Origin of the sequence: Solobacterium moorei (assembly GCF_036323475.1) — a bacterium.
GTDB lineage: Bacteria > Bacillota_I > Bacilli_A > Erysipelotrichales > Erysipelotrichaceae > Bulleidia > Bulleidia moorei.
Map to the genome: position 1 here is coordinate 1,666,876 of NZ_AP028934.1, position 18,193 is coordinate 1,685,068.

General features: G+C 33.7%; 18 protein-coding genes and 2 pseudogenes. All 20 read right to left on the reverse strand.

The window, feature by feature from the left end:
- Positions 1-18: 18 nt before the first annotated feature.
- Positions 19-1,938 carry a tetracycline resistance ribosomal protection protein Tet(32) gene (gene tet(32), locus RGT18_RS08325; protein ID WP_002602099.1) on the reverse strand — a complete coding sequence of 640 codons (1,920 nt, stop codon included), beginning with the start codon at positions 1,936-1,938 and terminating at the stop codon, positions 19-21.
- Between the two features lie 835 nt (positions 1,939-2,773).
- Positions 2,774-2,914 (reverse strand): Maff2 family mobile element protein, encoded by a 141-nt coding sequence (locus tag RGT18_RS08330; RefSeq protein ID WP_000394210.1) that lies wholly within the window; start codon positions 2,912-2,914, stop codon positions 2,774-2,776.
- 3 nt (positions 2,915-2,917) lie between these two features.
- Positions 2,918-3,229 carry a hypothetical protein gene (locus RGT18_RS08335; RefSeq protein WP_055327126.1) on the reverse strand — a complete coding sequence of 104 codons (312 nt, stop codon included), beginning with the start codon at positions 3,227-3,229 and terminating at the stop codon, positions 2,918-2,920.
- A gap of 163 nt (positions 3,230-3,392) precedes the next feature.
- Positions 3,393-4,205, reverse strand: a pseudogene (locus RGT18_RS08340) (VirD4-like conjugal transfer protein, CD1115 family); the annotation flags it as partial.
- Positions 4,206-4,216: 11 nt separating this feature from the next.
- On the reverse strand, positions 4,217-4,402 hold the full coding sequence (locus RGT18_RS08345; RefSeq protein ID WP_000545006.1) for a transposon-encoded TnpW family protein: 186 nt from the start codon (positions 4,400-4,402) through the stop codon (positions 4,217-4,219).
- A gap of 109 nt (positions 4,403-4,511) precedes the next feature.
- On the reverse strand, positions 4,512-5,519 hold the full coding sequence (locus RGT18_RS08350; RefSeq protein WP_028078915.1) for an ORF6N domain-containing protein: 1,008 nt from the start codon (positions 5,517-5,519) through the stop codon (positions 4,512-4,514).
- Positions 5,520-5,591: 72 nt separating this feature from the next.
- Positions 5,592-5,915, reverse strand: a complete 324-nt coding sequence (locus RGT18_RS08355; protein ID WP_028078914.1) for a hypothetical protein — start codon at positions 5,913-5,915, stop codon at positions 5,592-5,594.
- Positions 5,916-6,096: 181 nt separating this feature from the next.
- Complete coding sequence (locus RGT18_RS08360) at positions 6,097-6,843, reverse strand: phage replisome organizer N-terminal domain-containing protein (RefSeq protein WP_028078941.1); 747 nt, start codon at positions 6,841-6,843, stop codon at positions 6,097-6,099.
- 2 nt (positions 6,844-6,845) lie between these two features.
- The gene (gene mobQ / locus RGT18_RS08365) at positions 6,846-8,498 is read right to left on the reverse strand and encodes a MobQ family relaxase (RefSeq protein ID WP_338175906.1); all 1,653 of its coding nucleotides are present in this window, start codon (positions 8,496-8,498) and stop codon (positions 6,846-6,848) included.
- Positions 8,499-8,736: 238 nt separating this feature from the next.
- Positions 8,737-9,075 carry a DUF3847 domain-containing protein gene (locus tag RGT18_RS08370; protein ID WP_019117178.1) on the reverse strand — a complete coding sequence of 113 codons (339 nt, stop codon included), beginning with the start codon at positions 9,073-9,075 and terminating at the stop codon, positions 8,737-8,739.
- Positions 9,076-9,190: 115 nt separating this feature from the next.
- Positions 9,191-9,439: a hypothetical protein gene (locus RGT18_RS08375; protein WP_438873585.1), complete on the reverse strand. Its 249-nt coding sequence runs from the start codon at positions 9,437-9,439 to the stop codon at positions 9,191-9,193.
- A gap of 80 nt (positions 9,440-9,519) precedes the next feature.
- The gene (locus RGT18_RS08380; protein WP_028078708.1) at positions 9,520-11,067 is read right to left on the reverse strand and encodes a hypothetical protein; all 1,548 of its coding nucleotides are present in this window, start codon (positions 11,065-11,067) and stop codon (positions 9,520-9,522) included.
- Entirely contained in the window at positions 11,064-11,774 is a 711-nt protein-coding gene (locus tag RGT18_RS08385) for an ABC transporter ATP-binding protein (RefSeq protein WP_028078707.1), read from the reverse strand. Before RGT18_RS08385 ends, RGT18_RS08380 begins: the two co-directional genes overlap by 4 nt.
- 66 nt (positions 11,775-11,840) lie before the next feature.
- The gene (locus RGT18_RS08390; RefSeq protein WP_004825228.1) at positions 11,841-12,149 is read right to left on the reverse strand and encodes a DUF1648 domain-containing protein; all 309 of its coding nucleotides are present in this window, start codon (positions 12,147-12,149) and stop codon (positions 11,841-11,843) included.
- Positions 12,130-12,729: an SdpI family protein gene (locus RGT18_RS08395; RefSeq protein WP_019117181.1), complete on the reverse strand. Its 600-nt coding sequence runs from the start codon at positions 12,727-12,729 to the stop codon at positions 12,130-12,132. The genes RGT18_RS08390 and RGT18_RS08395 overlap by 20 nt, the downstream gene beginning before the upstream one ends.
- Entirely contained in the window at positions 12,719-12,994 is a 276-nt protein-coding gene (locus RGT18_RS08400; RefSeq protein ID WP_004825167.1) for an autorepressor SdpR family transcription factor, read from the reverse strand. Before RGT18_RS08400 ends, RGT18_RS08395 begins: the two co-directional genes overlap by 11 nt.
- A 186-nt stretch (positions 12,995-13,180) precedes the next feature.
- Positions 13,181-16,057: pseudogene (locus tag RGT18_RS13165) on the reverse strand (DUF4368 domain-containing protein); the annotation flags it as partial.
- Positions 16,054-16,539, reverse strand: coding sequence for a PcfB family protein (locus RGT18_RS08415; protein WP_028078706.1), 486 nt, complete (start codon positions 16,537-16,539; stop codon positions 16,054-16,056). The pseudogene RGT18_RS13165 and the gene RGT18_RS08415, both read right to left, overlap by 4 nt.
- The gene (locus RGT18_RS08420; protein ID WP_320077640.1) at positions 16,536-17,387 is read right to left on the reverse strand and encodes an ATP-binding protein; all 852 of its coding nucleotides are present in this window, start codon (positions 17,385-17,387) and stop codon (positions 16,536-16,538) included. The genes RGT18_RS08415 and RGT18_RS08420 overlap by 4 nt, the downstream gene beginning before the upstream one ends.
- The gene (locus tag RGT18_RS08425; protein ID WP_338175908.1) at positions 17,384-18,154 is read right to left on the reverse strand and encodes a replication initiator protein A; all 771 of its coding nucleotides are present in this window, start codon (positions 18,152-18,154) and stop codon (positions 17,384-17,386) included. Before RGT18_RS08425 ends, RGT18_RS08420 begins: the two co-directional genes overlap by 4 nt.
- Positions 18,155-18,193: the final 39 nt, after the last annotated feature.

Consider the following 18,193-nt stretch of genomic DNA (forward strand, 5'->3'; position numbering starts at 1 on the left):
TTTGCATTGCGCAAGATGTTACATTATCTTCTGAAACATATGCCGGATCTTGTCTAAACGGCTGTTCGGGCGGCGTGGCTGAAACACAGGCTCGCCGGAAGTTTCCTGATACCCTTTTAATTCTGTAATGCAGACACTTCTTCCATTTGTATAAAAATTCAAATCATTTCTATATTCACCAATACAACGGGCAGGGATTTCCCCCTTAAAAATAACTTCATCTTTTTCAAGTCTGGTTGATTCAATGATTGCGCAATACTTTGGTGCGTCATTATAAGCCCGTGAAAGATATTCCTGCGGTGCAAAAAGGGTAAAGGAAAGGTATGGTTCCAACAGTTGTGTTCCTGCTTTTTTCAATGCCTGCTCCAACACGACAGGCGCAAGAAAACGAAAATCAGCGGGGGTGCTGACCGGGCTGTAATAAACTCCATAATCAAAACAAATTTGGCAGTCTGTCACTCCCCAGCCATATAAGCCCTGCTCCATTCCATAACGCACACCCTCCATGACGGCATTTTGAAAACTTTGGTTTAAATAGCCGAGAGATACCTCGCTTTTATATTGTGTTCCGCTTCCAACAGGAAGCGGTGTTACAGTCAAACCAATAGATGCCCAAAACGGATTCGGCGGCACTTCAATATGAATCGTGTAGCTCGCTTTTTTTTGCGGTCTTTCCAGATAAATAACCGAAGGCTCTTTCATAGCCACGCCCACATGATATTTTTCTTCTAATAGCGAACAAATAACTTCTAACTGTACTTTTCCCAAAAAAGATAATATAATCTCATGTGTAACAGTATCAATGTCAAAATGCAAAAGAGGGTCTGTATCAGCAATCTCTGTGAGGGCATTTAACAGGGCTTCCCTTTGCTCCGGCTTTTGCGGCTCTACCGTTGTCCGAAGTAATGGCATGGGATTATCAATCCGTGTTTTGTGAGGCAGGAGTTTTTCATTTCCCAGAATGTCGTTCAGTTTCAAAGTATCATCAGCTAAAATAACAATTTCTCCCGGACAGGCATGGTCAACCGGGACGATTTCACCATTTGACGGAATACACATTTCTGTAATCTTTATTTTTTCCTTTTTTGACAGCAGCAGGGTATCCCGTAAATGGAGCGTCCCATGATACAGGCGTAAATAAGAAAGCCGTTTTTTCCGCTCTGTATACTCAACCTTAAAAACATATCCACATAATTCAGACTGAATATCGTCTGTTTCTGTAATGAAAGTTTCTGTAATCGCTTCAATCAGTTTTTCTGTTCCTAAATTGTCTTTTGCACTCCCATGATAAACAGGAAACAAAGAGCAGCATCTGGTTCTTTTGCACTTTTCATATTGTAATTCCTGTATATCCAAAGAATCCTCTGCAACATATCGTTCTAATAGTTCATCGCTTCCGGAAATAATCATATCCCATTTGTCCAAATCAGAAATATCGGTCATGGTTATCTTTGGCGACAGGGAAACCTCCTGCATGACAATCATATCACTGGTAAGTTTATCTTTAATGCTTTGGTAAACACGCCGCAGGTCGATCCCATTTTGGTCTATCTTATTTATAAAGATAATTGTCGGAATGTCCATTTTCTGAAGCGCATGGAATAATATACGGGTTTGTGCCTGTACGCCGTCTTTTGCCGAAATGACTAAAACAGCTCCGTCAAGGACAGATAAAGAGCGGTATGCTTCGGTTAAAAAATCCATATGACCGGGAGTGTCCACGATATTGATTTTATAATCATTCCAGCAAAAAGAAGTAACCGCTGTCTGAATGGTAATTCCGCGCTGCCGTTCCAAAATCATAGTGTCTGTTCTTGTAGTTCCTTTATCCACGTTTCCTTGTTCCGCAATCGCTCCACTGGTGTACAGCAGGCTTTCCGTCAATGTTGTTTTTCCTGCGTCTACATGGGCGAGAATTCCAATATTGATTATTTTCATGTGATTGTCCTCCTTTTACAGCCCCAAAAGGGCATAAAAATCCCCAGCAGTAAAATACTTTTACCACTGGGGATTATAATTTGCGGACATACACATATACAGCATACACCTGTTTGTGATTGCTGTTTTTCGGATATGTCAAAATTGATAAGGCAAAAGTATTCTTAAATTGGGTACAAAAAACCAAGCCCCCACAAAAGGGACTATCATAATCCTTTGTTCCCACTATTTGATTATAGTTTTATTTAAGAATACCTTGCCGCATATTTTTTACTCCTTTTTTGGAATGATGCTATTATATCACATTAGTTTTAGGAAAGAAAGTACCTAAAAGAAATTTTTCTTCCCCTTATATGTAACAATCATACCGACTTTCTGGCGTTCAGAATGGTTTCTGCTGTCTGCTGTGGTGTTTGGTTGGAATTGTCCAGCCAAAAGCCGATCCGTGGTGTTGTCTGCATAAATGTATCGTATAAGGTTTCAACCGTAAAGCCGGAATAGCCTGTTTTCTCCCTGTATCGTTCCCTTCCTTTTATTGTTTCCACATCTGGACAAAGAACGACAACCTCAACAGGGTATTTATGCGGCACAAAAAATATGTACATGTAACTAATTCAACACATTTATAATTTGAATAGGGACATTATAGCATTTACTAAATACAAATTCAATGTATACGGAAATAAAGATATAAGGAGTGGGAAGGATTCCGCCGTAGTCGGCATTGTAGGAAAATCCAAAAGTTTAGATTTTCCCACAATGCTTATCTTTTGGTCTTTGGTTCGGAATAGTGTAGTGCTGGCGGTCTATCTCTTGTTTTCGGTTGCTTGCTTCCTTACCGCACATGAGCATTTGCACCCGGATTGTCATTACCATAACCTTCCATCAGGTTAATAACGCCCCATGCTCCAAGTCCTGCACCTACTGCCATAACTAAAATCTTTAATACATTTACTGCCTGTGTAAAAAATTCCATAATTTATTCCTCCTCGTGTTCTTCTTTCTTTTCAATCTTGTTGTATGACTTCACAACAAAGTTTTTGTAAGTCTTTCCATCTTTTTCACGCTTCTTAAAGTATCCAAAGATATGGATCAAATCGCCTTTTTCAAAGGCTTTTGCTGTTTCTGACTTTTCACCATAGGCTGCACAATTGATATATTCCTTGCCTTTCCCATACTTTTTTACAAGCGTAAAGTTTACAACTTCAACCGTTTCTCCCTCTTTGTCAAAACTTGAAAAAGTTGGTTCTGCCAATAAGTTGGCATTGATGTTAATCATTTCTTGCTTCATTAAAAATTTCTCCTTTTCTTTTCAAAAAAAAGCGACTGGAGTTTTTTCTTTTCCAATCGCTGATACTCTTGCTATTTAGTTTTCCTTAGTGGGACTTCTTATCCTTACCATCTTTCCTCCTGATTTTGAGTAATAAAAAGCAGCAAATCTATGTTCTTTAGACTTACTGCACTCTTGTAATAACCGTTTCTCTATTTAATTTTGCTTTCCCTTTTCTCTTGATATATTCCTCAATATCAAAGGCATTTTTCTTATTAAAATCTTCAAGTAACTTGTAATTCTTATGCTTTGTAATATCAAATTTATCTGATAAAAACGGTCTTACACCTCGAAGCTGAAAAATACATTTACTTCCATCCATAACCGTTATTTCGTCTTGGCTCATCAGCTCCTTTCCTGTCTTTTGATAATTGAGTCCATAACTATTAGCATTGGAGCGTGTTTCAGAAGTGTTATATAGATCTATTGTTTCCTTTCCAAGCGTTTCTGATAGCTCTTTAAGTGTTGTTTTCTCCTTTCCACCCAAGAATAGCGTGCTATCACAGTTACCTACAATCGTATCTGCATTGTCCTTGTAGATTGCCTTTAGCTGAGATTGTGCCTGAAGAATTATACTTGCTGAAATTTCTCTTGAACGGATTGTCGCAATCAATTTCTCAAACTTTGGAATTAAGCCTATATTTGCAAACTCGTCAAGCAAGCACCTTACATGAACAGGTAATCTTCCTCCATACTCATCATCTGCCTTATCACAAAGTAGATTAAATAACTGTGAGTACATGATAGACACCACAAAGTTAAAAGTATCATCTGTATCGGAGATAATAACAAAAAGTGCTGTCTTTCTATCTCCAAGAGTATCAAGCTCAAGTTCATCTTCTTTCATCAAGTCCCTAAGTTCCTGAATATCAAAAGGAGCAAGTCTTGCCCCACATGAAATAAGAATAGACTTTGCTGTTTTTCCTGTAACAAGTTGTCAAGGACTTTCTAATCATTTTTATGAGGTTTTTTATCTTTTTCTCGCTCCATTTCTCTAAGCATTATCCTTTTCAATTTATCTTGCATAGTTTCAGTCGCATTTTCATTAAAATGGACAATAACCTCATAAGTTACTTTTCCAATCTTCTTTATAGTCTTTGTTCCTGTATTATGTTCATTTTTATTTTCGTGCATATTATTTTCCTCCTATTAGTTGCAATAAAAAAAGACGATAGAGTTTTATTTCTACCGCCTTTCACAAGTCTTATAGCTATTCATTTAATAACGCTTTACCATTTACATATTAAATTTTCAAATCCTTATTGTTCAGCATTCCGCCAAACATCGTATGATACATATCCTTGGAAGATTCCTCTATCTTTGTAATACTTGATATTTTATTTCCTGCATCTTTTGATGATGCTCCGCAAAGATAAAAGGCTTCATTTTCTGTTCCATAGTCAATAGCAATATACCTATCGTGATATTTTTTCCCTGCGACTTTCATCTTAAGATTGATATTAGGGTAATCTTTTCTAAAATCGTTTAGGATATTTTTTGTCAGCATATCCTTGTTTTTCACATTGTCGCTAAAGACTATAATTTCAACATTGTCTTTTGCAGCCCTTAATAATTCTAAGGTTTTCAAGCCTATATAGTTGTCTATCACATAAATACTTTTCTTTGCAGACTTATATATTTTGGTATAGGCAACATCTGCTTCAATCTTATCTCCGTTCATTAAAAGGAAATGCTTGTATGTGTCCGGATCTATAAAATTATCCATAACCTTTTTCAAATCTTCTTTTGTAGCCATTTGCGACTTTATTTCAGCTATATCCTTTGTGTTTTGATTTGTCTGTACTGCTATTTGAACTAATTCTTTTGAACCGATAAAATCTTGGTTTTCTATGATAAAATCTTTCATTTGCTTAAATGTTCTAACTAAAGCTCTACTTTGCCTAACAGCAAGTTCACCTCTTAGTACAGTCATAAGCATATAGATTCCTTGTTCTGTAAAGGCATAAGGATTGTATTTAATATTACTTCCTCTACCAGTCCCTCTGTTCAAGGTGAAATTTTTGCACCTTGAAAGTTCTACCATTTCTTCGTCCGTTAATTGGAACATGAAGTCTTCACCTTCAAATTTTTCTGCGTTGTTTTTCACCTGTCTATTAAAGTTTTTAGTTTCATACCCATATATTTCGGCTAAATCTGAATCAAGCATTACTTTTTGCCCACGAATAAAATATATTTTTTCTTGTATAGTTTTATTATCCACAATAACGATCTCTCTGTTTTCTTCTGCCATGAATGCACCTCCAACATTATCTAAATATCCTTTTCCAATTTGCTATGCAGTGCGTAGCTATTTGAATAAGTCTTATATTTTTTTGTATTTTTCTACTCCACCTTCAGCTTTTCCGATGTGTTCCACATTTTTTACAAGTCTCTTATTTACATTTTCGTAAAACCATCTGCCAATCAATGCCGGAGGTGTTGCGATTAACTCTCTCAAAACAAATTCTTTGCCCTTCGGTAAAGAGCTAATTTTGTTTAATAAGGTAGTATATAAGTCAGCATAGCTTGTATTTTTTTGTAAACTGCTACACTTACAATATTCAGTAACGCTTGGGAAACCTCCCTCTATTGCTTTTTTAGTTAAAATTTTCAGTTCTTCATCGTTTACTGTAAATTGAATTCGCATTTATATATCCTCTCTTTATAACTGAGTTTATTATCATATCACTGTCATTTTATCATAAATACGATGATTTTTCCATACTGCAATTTTAAGCCCTCACATGATGTTTTCACACTTAGCTATATTCTGATACCTCTTTTGCCATTAACGCTCTAAAAAAGCCTCTCCACCGTCTTATATGAGATTATAAATGTTCTCCATTGTCATAATCTTCAAGGGTATATACTGTTGATTTACTACACTCCTTTAATTTCCCTTTATCTTGTTCATACCAATGAATTAAGGTCGCATAATGGTCTTTGTAGTTTCTTCCTGTGCTTTGCATATAAGTCGAAAGCTTTTCTATCATTTTCTCCCTATGACCTTGCATTTTATCCTTTAACTTTCCATATTCTTCATCTGTTAAGGAAACATTTTTATATTCTCCGTAAAAAACGGGGGATATTTTTTCTATCTCCCCCTCTTTTTCTAACTCTATATCTATTTCTTTCTCTATATCTCCGTTGCAATTTTGTTGCAAAAGGTTGCAATGTGTTGCATTAGTGTTGCATTGCAACGCTTTTTGTCCTCTCGATTTTCTCGAACGCCTTGTAGACGCTGTTTCTGAACCTATAAGACTTGGGATTTCTGTTAAAAAATACTCGTCATTTTCTGTGATTATCTCCATCAATCCTTGTGCCATAAGATAGTTCACTATAACCATTACATCATCTTCCGTTTCATCAATCGTTAAGGCAAGCTCTTTGATAAAGTCTGTTTCTACTCCATCATAATACAGCTTCCCACTATCTTTTAAGCTAAGTAAAAGCAATTTAAGATAAATGATTGTATAGGTATCTCCTCCTGATATTTTTCTTAGCCTTTTGATTCTCTTATCTGTAAAAAAATCTTCTTTCAATTTTAACCAATAGTATCTTCTGTTGTCTGCCATTTTTATCTTTCCTCCCCTTTATTTTTATAATTTTCTTTAGCCTTTTCTTTTGCTTTTTGTTTGTACTGCCCCTTTCTTTCCTCTTGCTCCTGAAATTTTTTCAGTTGTGCAATAACACTTGGTTTATCTCCTCTCTTAATTGCCTTGTCTATTTCTATGATTAGGTCTATTCCATACTCGTCATTGACAATCTTTACTGCATATTTGATATGGTCTATCTGCTTAAATTCATCTTGTACTTTAGCTTTATCTTCGGTTAAATTTTGTATCTCTTTTTCAAGGATTAATATTTCTTTTTGCCAAACACTCGACTTTATGGCTGATGTCCCGGTAAACTTTTCTATGGTCTTTCTTGCTCTTAGGTATCTGTCTATTTCCTTTTTATGAGAATTGTAAAAACTGTCTTTGAATATGGTTTTGCTTTTGTATTCCTGATAGACTTCTTTGTTTTCTTTTATAGAATCTATGCAGCGTACACACTGATTTAGGTCTTTAATTCTTTGTGTTTTACTCTGAATATCACCACTTATCTTTTTACTTTGCTTTGCCAGTTCAATGACTTTTTCTTGTAGGTCTGCTATGGTTTGAAGATGATTATCTTTTAGATAGTAGATTGCTTTTACAAATCTCTTTAGGTCTGCATTTCCCTTTTTTATCTGTCCATAGTAGGATAGATTTTTTGTTTTTTCTCCCTGTATTTCGTTGTAGATAGAAATATATTCATAAAGGTTAAAGAGTTCTGCTTTGTTCTCCAGTTCATCTTTCTTGGTCTGTTTATACCCATCGTATTTTGCTTGCAGATTTCCAAGTAAAGAGTCTATCCAAGAAGTGATTTCTTTTATCTTGTTCTTGATAGCTTTTACTAAAGAGTTATGTTTTTTTATTTCTCTGTTGATGTTTCCTTTGTCGGTTTCGATTCCTTTTTTCTCTAAGGCACTGGCACTTGCTCCCATGTGAATGGTTGGGATTTCTTCTATCCCTTGCCTTTTGTAGGAACGATGATCCACTCTCTTTTCTTGATGATTTTTTTCTAAATACTGATTACAAAGTCTTGCAAAATTCTCTCTCCATTTCTCTGCGTTTCCTTTATTGTTCCAGTCTGTCAGCTCTACTTTTCTTGTTTTGTAGTTCCCGCTTTTTAGTTTTATCTTTTCTCCATTTTCATCAATTACATATTCTTTTTTGCTTTTTGCCTGCCACTCTCCTTTTTCATTGATTGGTCTGAGGGTAGTCATAATATGTGCATGGATATTATTATTTTCTTCATCACTTTCATCATGGATTGCAAGGTCTGCTATCATTCCTTTTGATACAAAATTTTCTTGTATGAAGTCGGTAATGAGTTTCTTATTTTCTTCAAAGGATAATTCTTTTGGTAAGGCGATAATGAAGTTTCTTGCAAGCTGTGCGTTACTTGCTTTCTCATTTAGTTCAACGCTATTCCATAAAGTAGTTCTATCTTTTAATGCTATGGGAACATTCTCCGGCAAGAAGATTTCTGAATGTAAAAGTCCTTTTTTATTATGATAGTCATGAACTTCTCCGTCCCATTCATTTTTGATTTTCTCACAAGAGATATATGCTGCACTTGCAACTGCTGATTTACTCTTACCTCTGCTTATCATGGAAATATTAAAGTGAAATGTTTCTGCCATCGGTATAAGCTCCTTTCATTTTTTGTTTATTTTTCATATAAAGAAAAAAACAGACAGGTTATTTTTTGTATCTTTTCCTATCTGCTTTATCCGTATATTTTTATTAAGTTTTGTGTGTTTAAAGACTTGCTAAAATCCCTTAGTTTACTAAGGGCGCAATTATACACCCTAAAGAGTGCTTTGCGTTCTGCGAAGCTTTTTGCCCTTGCAGGGAGCTTCTGAAAAAACTAAAGTTTTTTTATGCTGTTCCCTCAATATCTGTTTCATCTTCCATATCTTTTCCATTTATCATTTCTTCATAGGCTTGTCTGTATTCTTCTGTGTGAGTAGAGATGTTTAACAGCTTTTCTATATCCTCATTGGTAAACATAAGAGGATTTTTAATTACCTTTTCTACTATCAAGCCTCTTTGAATAAGCCTATGATTTCTTCTTGTTCTCTCTTTTTTATTTGCTAACTTGACTAACATTTTTTCTCTATTCTTTAGTTGTCGTAACTGAATTTCATAGCTTTCTTTTTCTTCCTCAAGCTCTGCAATTTCTATTTGTACTTCTTGTAATGTTTTTTCTTTTTTCATTTTCTATTTTCCTCTCTTTCTAATTTTGAGCAAAGAAAAAACAGTAAACCTTTTTGATCTACTGCTTTTCTCGTTAGCCATTATTTAATTATTAGTTAAACAAACTGATAGTTAACTACCAATTAAAATGAGTAATAGCACCTAACACCATTATTAATATCCCGGTCATTCTAATCCAAATTTTTAAATTAGAATATCCTTTATAGTTTTCAGGTTCTACTGGATTTAAAACAAAAAACAATCCAAAAAGACATGCTCCAATATTAGAAAACCATTTAACATCTGTAACACTGCTTATAATAAACCCTAAAAACATACAAATAATTCCAATTGTTATTTGCCTATTAAAAGTTAAATTTTTCAAAAATCTCATCCTCTCATAAATTTTCATTCATTTATCTCTATATTTAATTTTATTTTTACTTCATAGGTATTTTCTTTACATCAATTGCAAAACTTTACAGATAAGCTATCTCTATACAATTTCCAACAAATAATCAACATTAAGCTGCATAATATGAACATAATCGTTTGATATGACAACTCTAAAAAAATCATCATAGTAACAGGTGTTGCAATCATCAAGATTGCAATAAAATTTGTTAGTATGGCTGCTGTACTATGCTTAACTACACTTATCTCATCATTCCATTTAAGTTTCATGTATCGCATGTTTAGATAAAGACCTACAACAGAAATAAATAATGAATAACATATCGGAACAATCAATACAAAACTCATTTGAAGCAAATTCAATTTAGTTTTCAAAAGAATCATCATTACTGCAAGTACATATCCAACAAAGTGTATTAAAACATTAACCGCTATTTTACTATTTATGATTTTTCTTGTAGACACTGGTGATGATTGTAATATCCATAGGTTATTGCCTTCCAATGATATGGACGATGATGTAGTGCAAGACATTATTAAAAATGAAGCAATAAACAATGAACCATATTGAGTAAGTATTGATTCCAATGAGCTTATTCCTAACAGATTTTCTATATTAGAAATTCCAAATATAATACATCCACATGATACAAAACACAAAATCATAATGCCCAAAGAAGTATTTATCACATAACTACTTGAGCCTAAATACCTCCTCAATTCTTTTTCAAACAACGCTCTAAATGGTGTTTTTGTCTTAATAATTAAGTTACTCTCTCTTTTCCCTTGAAAACTTCTATTTAGAAATAGATGTATTTTATCATAATTTTTCATTGAGAAAGTGAAATACAAGCTAAATATCGCAACTGAAATCAACAAGAAAATAACAAGTCTAATTTGTAAACTTTCTCCGATATATAATAGCTTTGCAAAGGGAAATATTTTTATAAGTTTATTCTCAATAATTTTTTCTAACGCTAAATATTTCGCCCCACGATTTATTGATATAACTATAAAATATCCCATGAAAAGCAAAAATGATAATGTGATGTTCACAATATTTTTTCTTTTACATAAACTACCTAACATCTCAATTAAAATCGCCAAGCCAGAAGCCACACACATAGGAATAATAGGGATAATTATGCTTGCTACTAAAAAAATCAAAAATAGTTCAATTGAAATGTATTGTTTTAATAATAATAAAATTACATCTGGCAGCAATACGCTTTCACATATAATTAAGTCTATTAAATATAATAGAAAAAACTTACTTGCAATGATTTCAGATTTTTTTACCGGAAAAGAACTAAGCATTTCAAAATCTTTGTTATAAAAGAAAATAGAATTACTTCTAAAAATCGTTGCTAAAACCACAAAGAAAAACGATATGGAAACTCCATACGATACAGCATACTTATATAACCCAATTTCTATAATTGATTTTATTGAAAAGAAATTGTACAAGCAAACCAACATAAATACAGAAAATAGACTCAATGAAGTATATATCAATGTTTCTTTTTTGTTTTTCTCTCCATTACCGATATTAAGGAGATTGATCACTTGATTTTTTACAAGTATGACAGTATTTTTCATTTTTTAATCATCTCCATAAAATATTGCTCTAATCCATCAGAGTTTTTTAATATTTCTGTTGTTTTACCCTCAAAAATCAAATGTCCATTATCTATCATGGCAATTTTATTACAAAGCTTTTCTGCAACTTCTAAAACATGTGTTGAAAAGAAAATTGCTCCACCATTTCTCGCTAACTTTCTCATTTCTTCTTTTAGCAAATATGATGATTTGGGATCTAATCCCACGAAAGGCTCATCCATTACTAATAACTTAGGGGAATGAATCAATGCTGAGATAATCACAATTTTTTGTTTCATACCATGTGAATAGGATGAAATTGTATTGTTTAGAAAGGATTTCATTTCAAACAAGTTTGAGAAATAATCTAACTTTTCCTCTCTTACATTTTTTGCGACTTCGTATAAATCAGATACAAAATTGACATATTGAAAGCCTGTCAAATTTTCATATACATCAGGATTATCCGGTATATAAGCAATATCTTTTTTATAAGTTTCATTTTTTCTGCTTACTTTTTTACCATTAACAATGATTTCACCATCAAAATCATGTATTCCCACGATAGCCTTTATAGTTGATGTCTTACCTGAACCATTAGAACCAATAAACGCATATATATCACCTGCTTCTACCGTTAAATTTAAGTTAGCAATTGCAACATGACCATTACTATAGGTTTTCGAAAAATTATTTATTTTCAGCATAATTCCTCCTAAAAATAGCCCCAGCAGAATAATCTGTCTGGAGCTATTTTACTCTGCACTATGTTCTTATCTCAAAGCTAAAAATATTACCAAGAAACTAATTGCTATTACACTTAATGGTACAAGATAGTATTTCCATGTTGCTTTTTCACTTCCTTGAAACTTTGCAAATGCAATAAAGTTAATAAGCAAATATGCAAATGGCGCTCCGTAAGTTAAGTAGGTTTTGGCGATAGTACCATTAACATTTCCAGATGAATCCCAATGTACTGGTACTATATCTGGTAAATTCTTACCAAATACCAAGAAAATGCCAACTGTAGCTAAGCATAAAATACTACTAATAATTAGGTGCTTAATCTTTGATGATTTCATTTTTCTCCTCCTTTTCTTTTTTTAATAACACAATGGAATATATCAATGGAATGACATATAGCAGCATTGCATAACTAATCATCCAAAACCATTTATTTGAAAGACCAACGGATAGTATCAAAATGCCACATATAATCCATAAATATCCCGCCAACCTATGCACTTTAAACCATAGTACCGGTCTATCTAATAACCAGAAAAATTTCAGTCCTACAAATCTACTTGGTTTTGTTTTTGGCAAATAATTCCCAACTGTAATAATGGTTAAAGCTACTAAAACATGTATTATTTTCTGAGTATAGTTTTCATTCGCTTGATTAAAAACATACTTTCCATATTGTGATATAGAAAATAACGCAGGAACACTCATTGCAATAGGCAATACTAATTTATGTGGCAATCTATCTCTTTTCGCCAGCATCCCACCAATTATATCTAAGCCTATGCTAAATACCGAAATTATCATTGGTAGTATATACAACTTATAGAAACTAATTTCTCTATTTCCGTTAGTTAATGAGTATATACTTGCTGAAAAACTAAGTAGTATTATTACCACATACCATTTTTTATTCTTCATTTTCCACTCCTTGAAACTGTGATAACCAAATTATCATTTCCTCAAATACGGATATATTTATGTCATAGTATATAAAATTCTTATACTTCCTCTCCGTTACTAATTCTGCTTTTTTTAGCAAGGATAAATGATAAGAAATGGTTGAATTAGATAAATCATATTTTTCAGCAATTTCTCCTGCTGTAAGTGATTTTTGCTTTAAGGAAAGTAAAATATCACGCCTTACAGGATCTGCCAATGCTTTAAATGTATTCGGAAATCCCACTCAAATTACCTCGTCTAATCTATTTTAAACTTCAAAATTCTATTTCGATATATTTCTAAATAGATTATACTATTTTACAGAATGTATGTCAACTCTATTTCGAAAATATTCGAATTATTTTCAATTAAATTATTTGAAATCTGTTTTATGGGTACACATATATTCAGTAATTGGTATACCCACTCTTTTTAGAACCTTTAATTTCTCCTGTTTCTTCTGCTCCCTTCTTGCCTTATATTTATCTTCATACTCTTTCTGTTTTCCACTCGCTTTACGCTTCAGGTAATTTTGATGTAGCTTGTCTTTTCTTTCCTTGATTTTTCTTTCTTCTTCCTCAAGTTTTTGTTTTTCTTCCTCGCTTAACTCCGCCTGTGGCAGTTCATAATTTCCTATGAAATTAAAGTAAATTTCTATCTTTTGCTTTGATGTCTGACTTCCTTTTCTATCTCTTTCATGTACGATAATCTTTTCTACAAACTCATTTATCATTGTAGTTGTAAGTTCATCAAAGTTTTCATAACGACTGATAAGAGATATAAATTTCTTAGCTCTGTCTGTTTCTTTTTCATATCTTGATATTGCAAGCTCTAAGTCTTTAATCTCTTTACTTAACGTGAGTTGCTCAGTTTCATATTGGTTATTTAAAATTTCATAGCGATTATTCGGTATCTTATTTAAAATCATATCTTCATAAATTCTGCACATAAGTCGTTCGAGTTCCTGAAGTCTGTTTTGGCTTTCCGTTAATCTTATCTTTTTCTTTTCTATCTCTATTTTTTCCTTTTCTTCCATTTCATTTTGAATGGAACGGATAAAGGCTTCGTTATCTTCATCAAGATATTTTTTAATATCTTTTAGTGTGTCTTGTATTAGATTTAAGACTACTTCCGCTTTTATTCTGTGTGCTGATTGACAAAGTGTCCCACAAGGTGTTTTGGTATAGGCACTGCAAGTGTAATAGGGAATATTCTTATAATTGCTTGTTCTATGAACATACATCTTGCTCCCACAATCTGCACAATACATCAGTCCTGTTAGTGGGTGATATTCGCCCCAACCGTCAGGATACCTTTTTACATTTCCCCTTATCCTTTGCACATTGTCAAAGGTTTCTTGGTCTATAATTGGCTCGTGTGTATTTTCAAAAATAAGCCAGTTATCCTCGGATACATATTTGCTTTTCTTGTCCTTGAAGTGCTTTCTTGTTTTGAAATTGACTGTATGTCCTAAGTATTCCTGTTTCTTTAGAATGCTTGCTATGGTTGAACTACACCAACGATAGGGATGTTCAAAGTTTTTGCTTTGATGTAGTCCGTAGCCTAATTTTTGTTGATGATAAGCTGGTATATCTATTTTTTCTGCTTCCAATATCTTTGCTATTCGATACGGACCATTGCCTTGCATGGTCAGGTTAAATATTCGCCTTACTATCTCTGCTGCTTTTTCATCTACAATCCACTTATCTTTGTCTTTTTCATCTTTGATATAGCCATAAGGTGGAGAACTTGCCGTATGCTTTCCACTTTCTCCTTTTGATTTGAACGTCGATTGTATTTTTCTTGATGTATCTCTTGCATACCATTCATTCATAATATTTCTAAAAGGGGTAAAATCATCTTCTCTGTAAAAACTGTCTACATTGTCGTTGATAGCAATTAGTCTTACGCCCTTTTGTCTTAATATCTCCATACATTGACCGACTTTTAGATAATCTCTGCCGAGTCTACTCATATCTTTTACGATGATACAACCGATATTTCCACTGTTTACTCCGTTCATCATTGCCATAAATCCCGGTCTATCAAACTGTGTTCCGCTTATTCCGTCATCTGTAAAATGTATGATGTTGGATAAATTATTCTTACTTGCATATTCTTCAAGGATTTTCTTTTGATTGACGATTGAGTTACTTTCTCCTTGAAGTTCGTCATCACGACTTAATCTCTCATAGAGTGCTGTTATCTTTTCAAAATTCCTCATTTTTACCCCCTTTCCCTTAATTTCTCAAATAAAAAAGAATTAAGAAGTACATATTTCACTAAAACAGTGATTAAGTGTTCTCCTTAATTCTATTACTCCAGCAGCAAGTTTGTATTTCTTATATTGCTTTACCGCAAAGTGCGTAGGCTCTTTCTTTTCCAATGCTTCAAATAGTCTATCAATGGGATTCATATATGTTTCATCATCTTCCCTGACTTCTGAAGCATCTATCATATCCAGTAGTGTCGCAAAGTTCTTTTCTTCTCTTGGAGCTTCATAAAAAATATAACCTATCAAAGCCGTATAGTAGAGCTTTTCGGCTTTGACCCAAAAATCCTCACCTGCTTTTTCCCCTTCACCCTTAGTGTTTGCAATGATTGTCTGCACCAATTTGAGGATGTCTTTTTCACTTCTGAGATAGGCAAAGGGATTGTACTTCATACTCTTTTTGAAGTTGATGGTATTTAAGATTTTTATCTCATAGCCATTATCCTCAAGCATCTTCCCACACTCAATGACTATTGTTCCTTTTGGATCTGTTACGCAATATGACGAGTGCATTTGCATTAGGTTTGGCTTTACATAAAATCTCGTCTTTCCGGAGCCAGAACCACCAATAACAAGTACATTCTTATTTCTCGCATACTTTGGATTAGCCGGTCTGCCATTCATGGTTAATCGCTCAGTTTGGGTAAGTAAGATATTATTTTGGAACTTTTCATCAACATAAGGCTCTATATCTTTTCTAGTTCCCCATCGTGCTGATCCATACTCTTTCCCCTGTCTGAACTTTTTTGCATTTTTGCCTTTGGTATAGACAATAAATTTAATTATAGCTGCCACTCCCACGCCCATTAAAATGTCAGAAGGATGAATACTTGGAATAAAGCTCATGGTATTAAGCTCTAATATTCCTTGGAAGGTTTTGTCTATCACATCGCCACCAGTATAGGCTCTTACATGATGAGAAAAGATATTGCCAACATAGAAAAATGCAAGGTAGGGAATGTTCTGCTTTAGAAACTTTGCCTTATCTTGCACCTTAAATAAGCCTTTGATGTCTTTTAGTATCTTATCTATCATAGGCTCTGCTCCTTTTGTTTATTCTTAACTTTATCTTTAGAAAGAGAGTTCTTTGCCATCTCCTTGAACTTCTCAATATTCTTGTGGATAGATTCTTTTCTTTCCGTTTTCTTTTCTGATTCTGCAAGAGCGTGTTTAAAGGCTTTATCCATGACTTTCATGTCTTTTGCCTGAAAGAATACGGAGTATTTACCGCTTTCCTTATCTTTCATTACTGAAAACTTTACCCCATATCTGTTCAGCTCTTTTTTCAGTTCCTTCAGCTCTGCTTCTTCTACCGGAATTTCTTCAAGCTGTCCCTTTTTAACCATATCTTTGAGCTTTACTTCATTTCCGTTAGCATTAACCAGCTTTTCCAGTCCTCCAAGTTTTTCAGCCTCTTTCATCAGTTTCTTTAATAAGTTCAGAATTAGCTTTCCTGTTACTTTAGCAGCTTTCACTTCCATGTTAAGCGTTTTTCTTGCGATTTCTTCATTGATCAAGTTCTCTCACCTCCAGTCAGTAATCTTTCTTTATTCCTCTTTAATTTTTCTTCCTGAATAACTTTCCTGTAATCTTCTCCAAGTACCATCACAGGAATACACATCTCAATAATTCTTGAGTAAATTCTTTGGTATTCCACACTCTCCGTACAGTTTTCAATTTGGCTGTATGAAAGATTTGTAGTAAAGATTGTCGGCTTATGCTTTAAGTACCTGTTATTCACAATGTTATATACCTGCTCTTTGGCATAGCTTGTATCTCTTTCAATTCCTAAATCATCTAAGATAAGAACGGAAGTATTTACAAGGGATTCGATATATGCGTTTTTATCAAGGTCAAATCCGCCTTTTTGCAGTTCGTTGATTATCTGTGCAAAGTTTCTAATCTTAACGCTTATCTGATACTGTTCAATCAGTGCATTGGCAATAGAGCAGGCAAGATAGGTCTTTCCGCTACCCACCGAACCATAAAACAAAAGTCCGATGTTTTCTTTTTTCATCAGTTCATAATCTTTTACAAAATTCTTTGCGATAATAAGGCTCTGATTTTCTTTTCCATGATAGTTTTCAAAGGTATATGCCCATTGAATCATGGATGTGAAGCAGATACTTTTTAATCTCTCGATTTCAAGCTGCTTTTGTCTTTCTTTTTCTTTTGCTTCTCTATCTCTATCGCATTTACAAGCTGTCTTAAATATCATCTGCTTTCCGAAAAATTCTAATGCTTTTCCATCTTTTCTTTCATGGCACACTTTACAGTAGGCGTGTCCGTCTTTGATGTATTCTTTTTCAGGATTGAAGCTGTATTCCACATCTTCTATCATCACTTTCTCTAATTCTTTAATCATAAATGTACTCCCTTGTTATATTCCTCCCATGTAGGGATATTGGTTTTTTTCTTACTTCCCTGATCTTTATAAAACCAAGAAAGGATTGTTGCTTTATGGTCTTTATATGTCTTTCCGGTGCTTTGAAGATAGGTTGATAGTCTTTCAATGTAGTTATCAAGCTCTCCTGCCATTTTTATTTGTAATTCGCCTATATCCTCATCCTTTAAAAAGACATTTTGAAATGTTCCAAGTCCGTTTTCCCCAAAACTATATTCTCTCTTACTATACTTACTCTTATTATTCTCTATATAGTTAGAGTCAACATTTTGAACTTCCTGAAGTTCATTTTTTTTACTTCTGAGGTTAAAATCTTTTACTTCTGAAGTTAAGTTTTTTGACTTCTGAAAGTCATTTTCTTTTACCGCTATTATGCTCATAAAATCTTTAACATAAATGACATTCGGCTTACCAAGTCCAAGCCTTACTCTTTCAATCAGTCCTATTCCTTTTTTGCTGTCTAACTCGTCTAATGTTTTTATGGCAGTAGGCTTTGAGATATTTCTTCTTCTCATAATTTCTTCAACTGTGAAATAGATAAATACTCTGCCTTCCTTGTCCACCCAGTTATTCTTAAATGACATTCCTGTGCGTTTCAAAAGCATGGAGTATAGGATGATTGCTTCCGCAGACAGCCCCTTAAATTCTTCTCCGTCTACTAATATTTCAGGCACTTTCAGAAAGTTAAATCGCTCTGCTTCTCTGTTATAGAAATAGTCAAAGTCCATCGCTTCACCTCCTCCCTTAAATTTTGCAAAGAAAAAGAC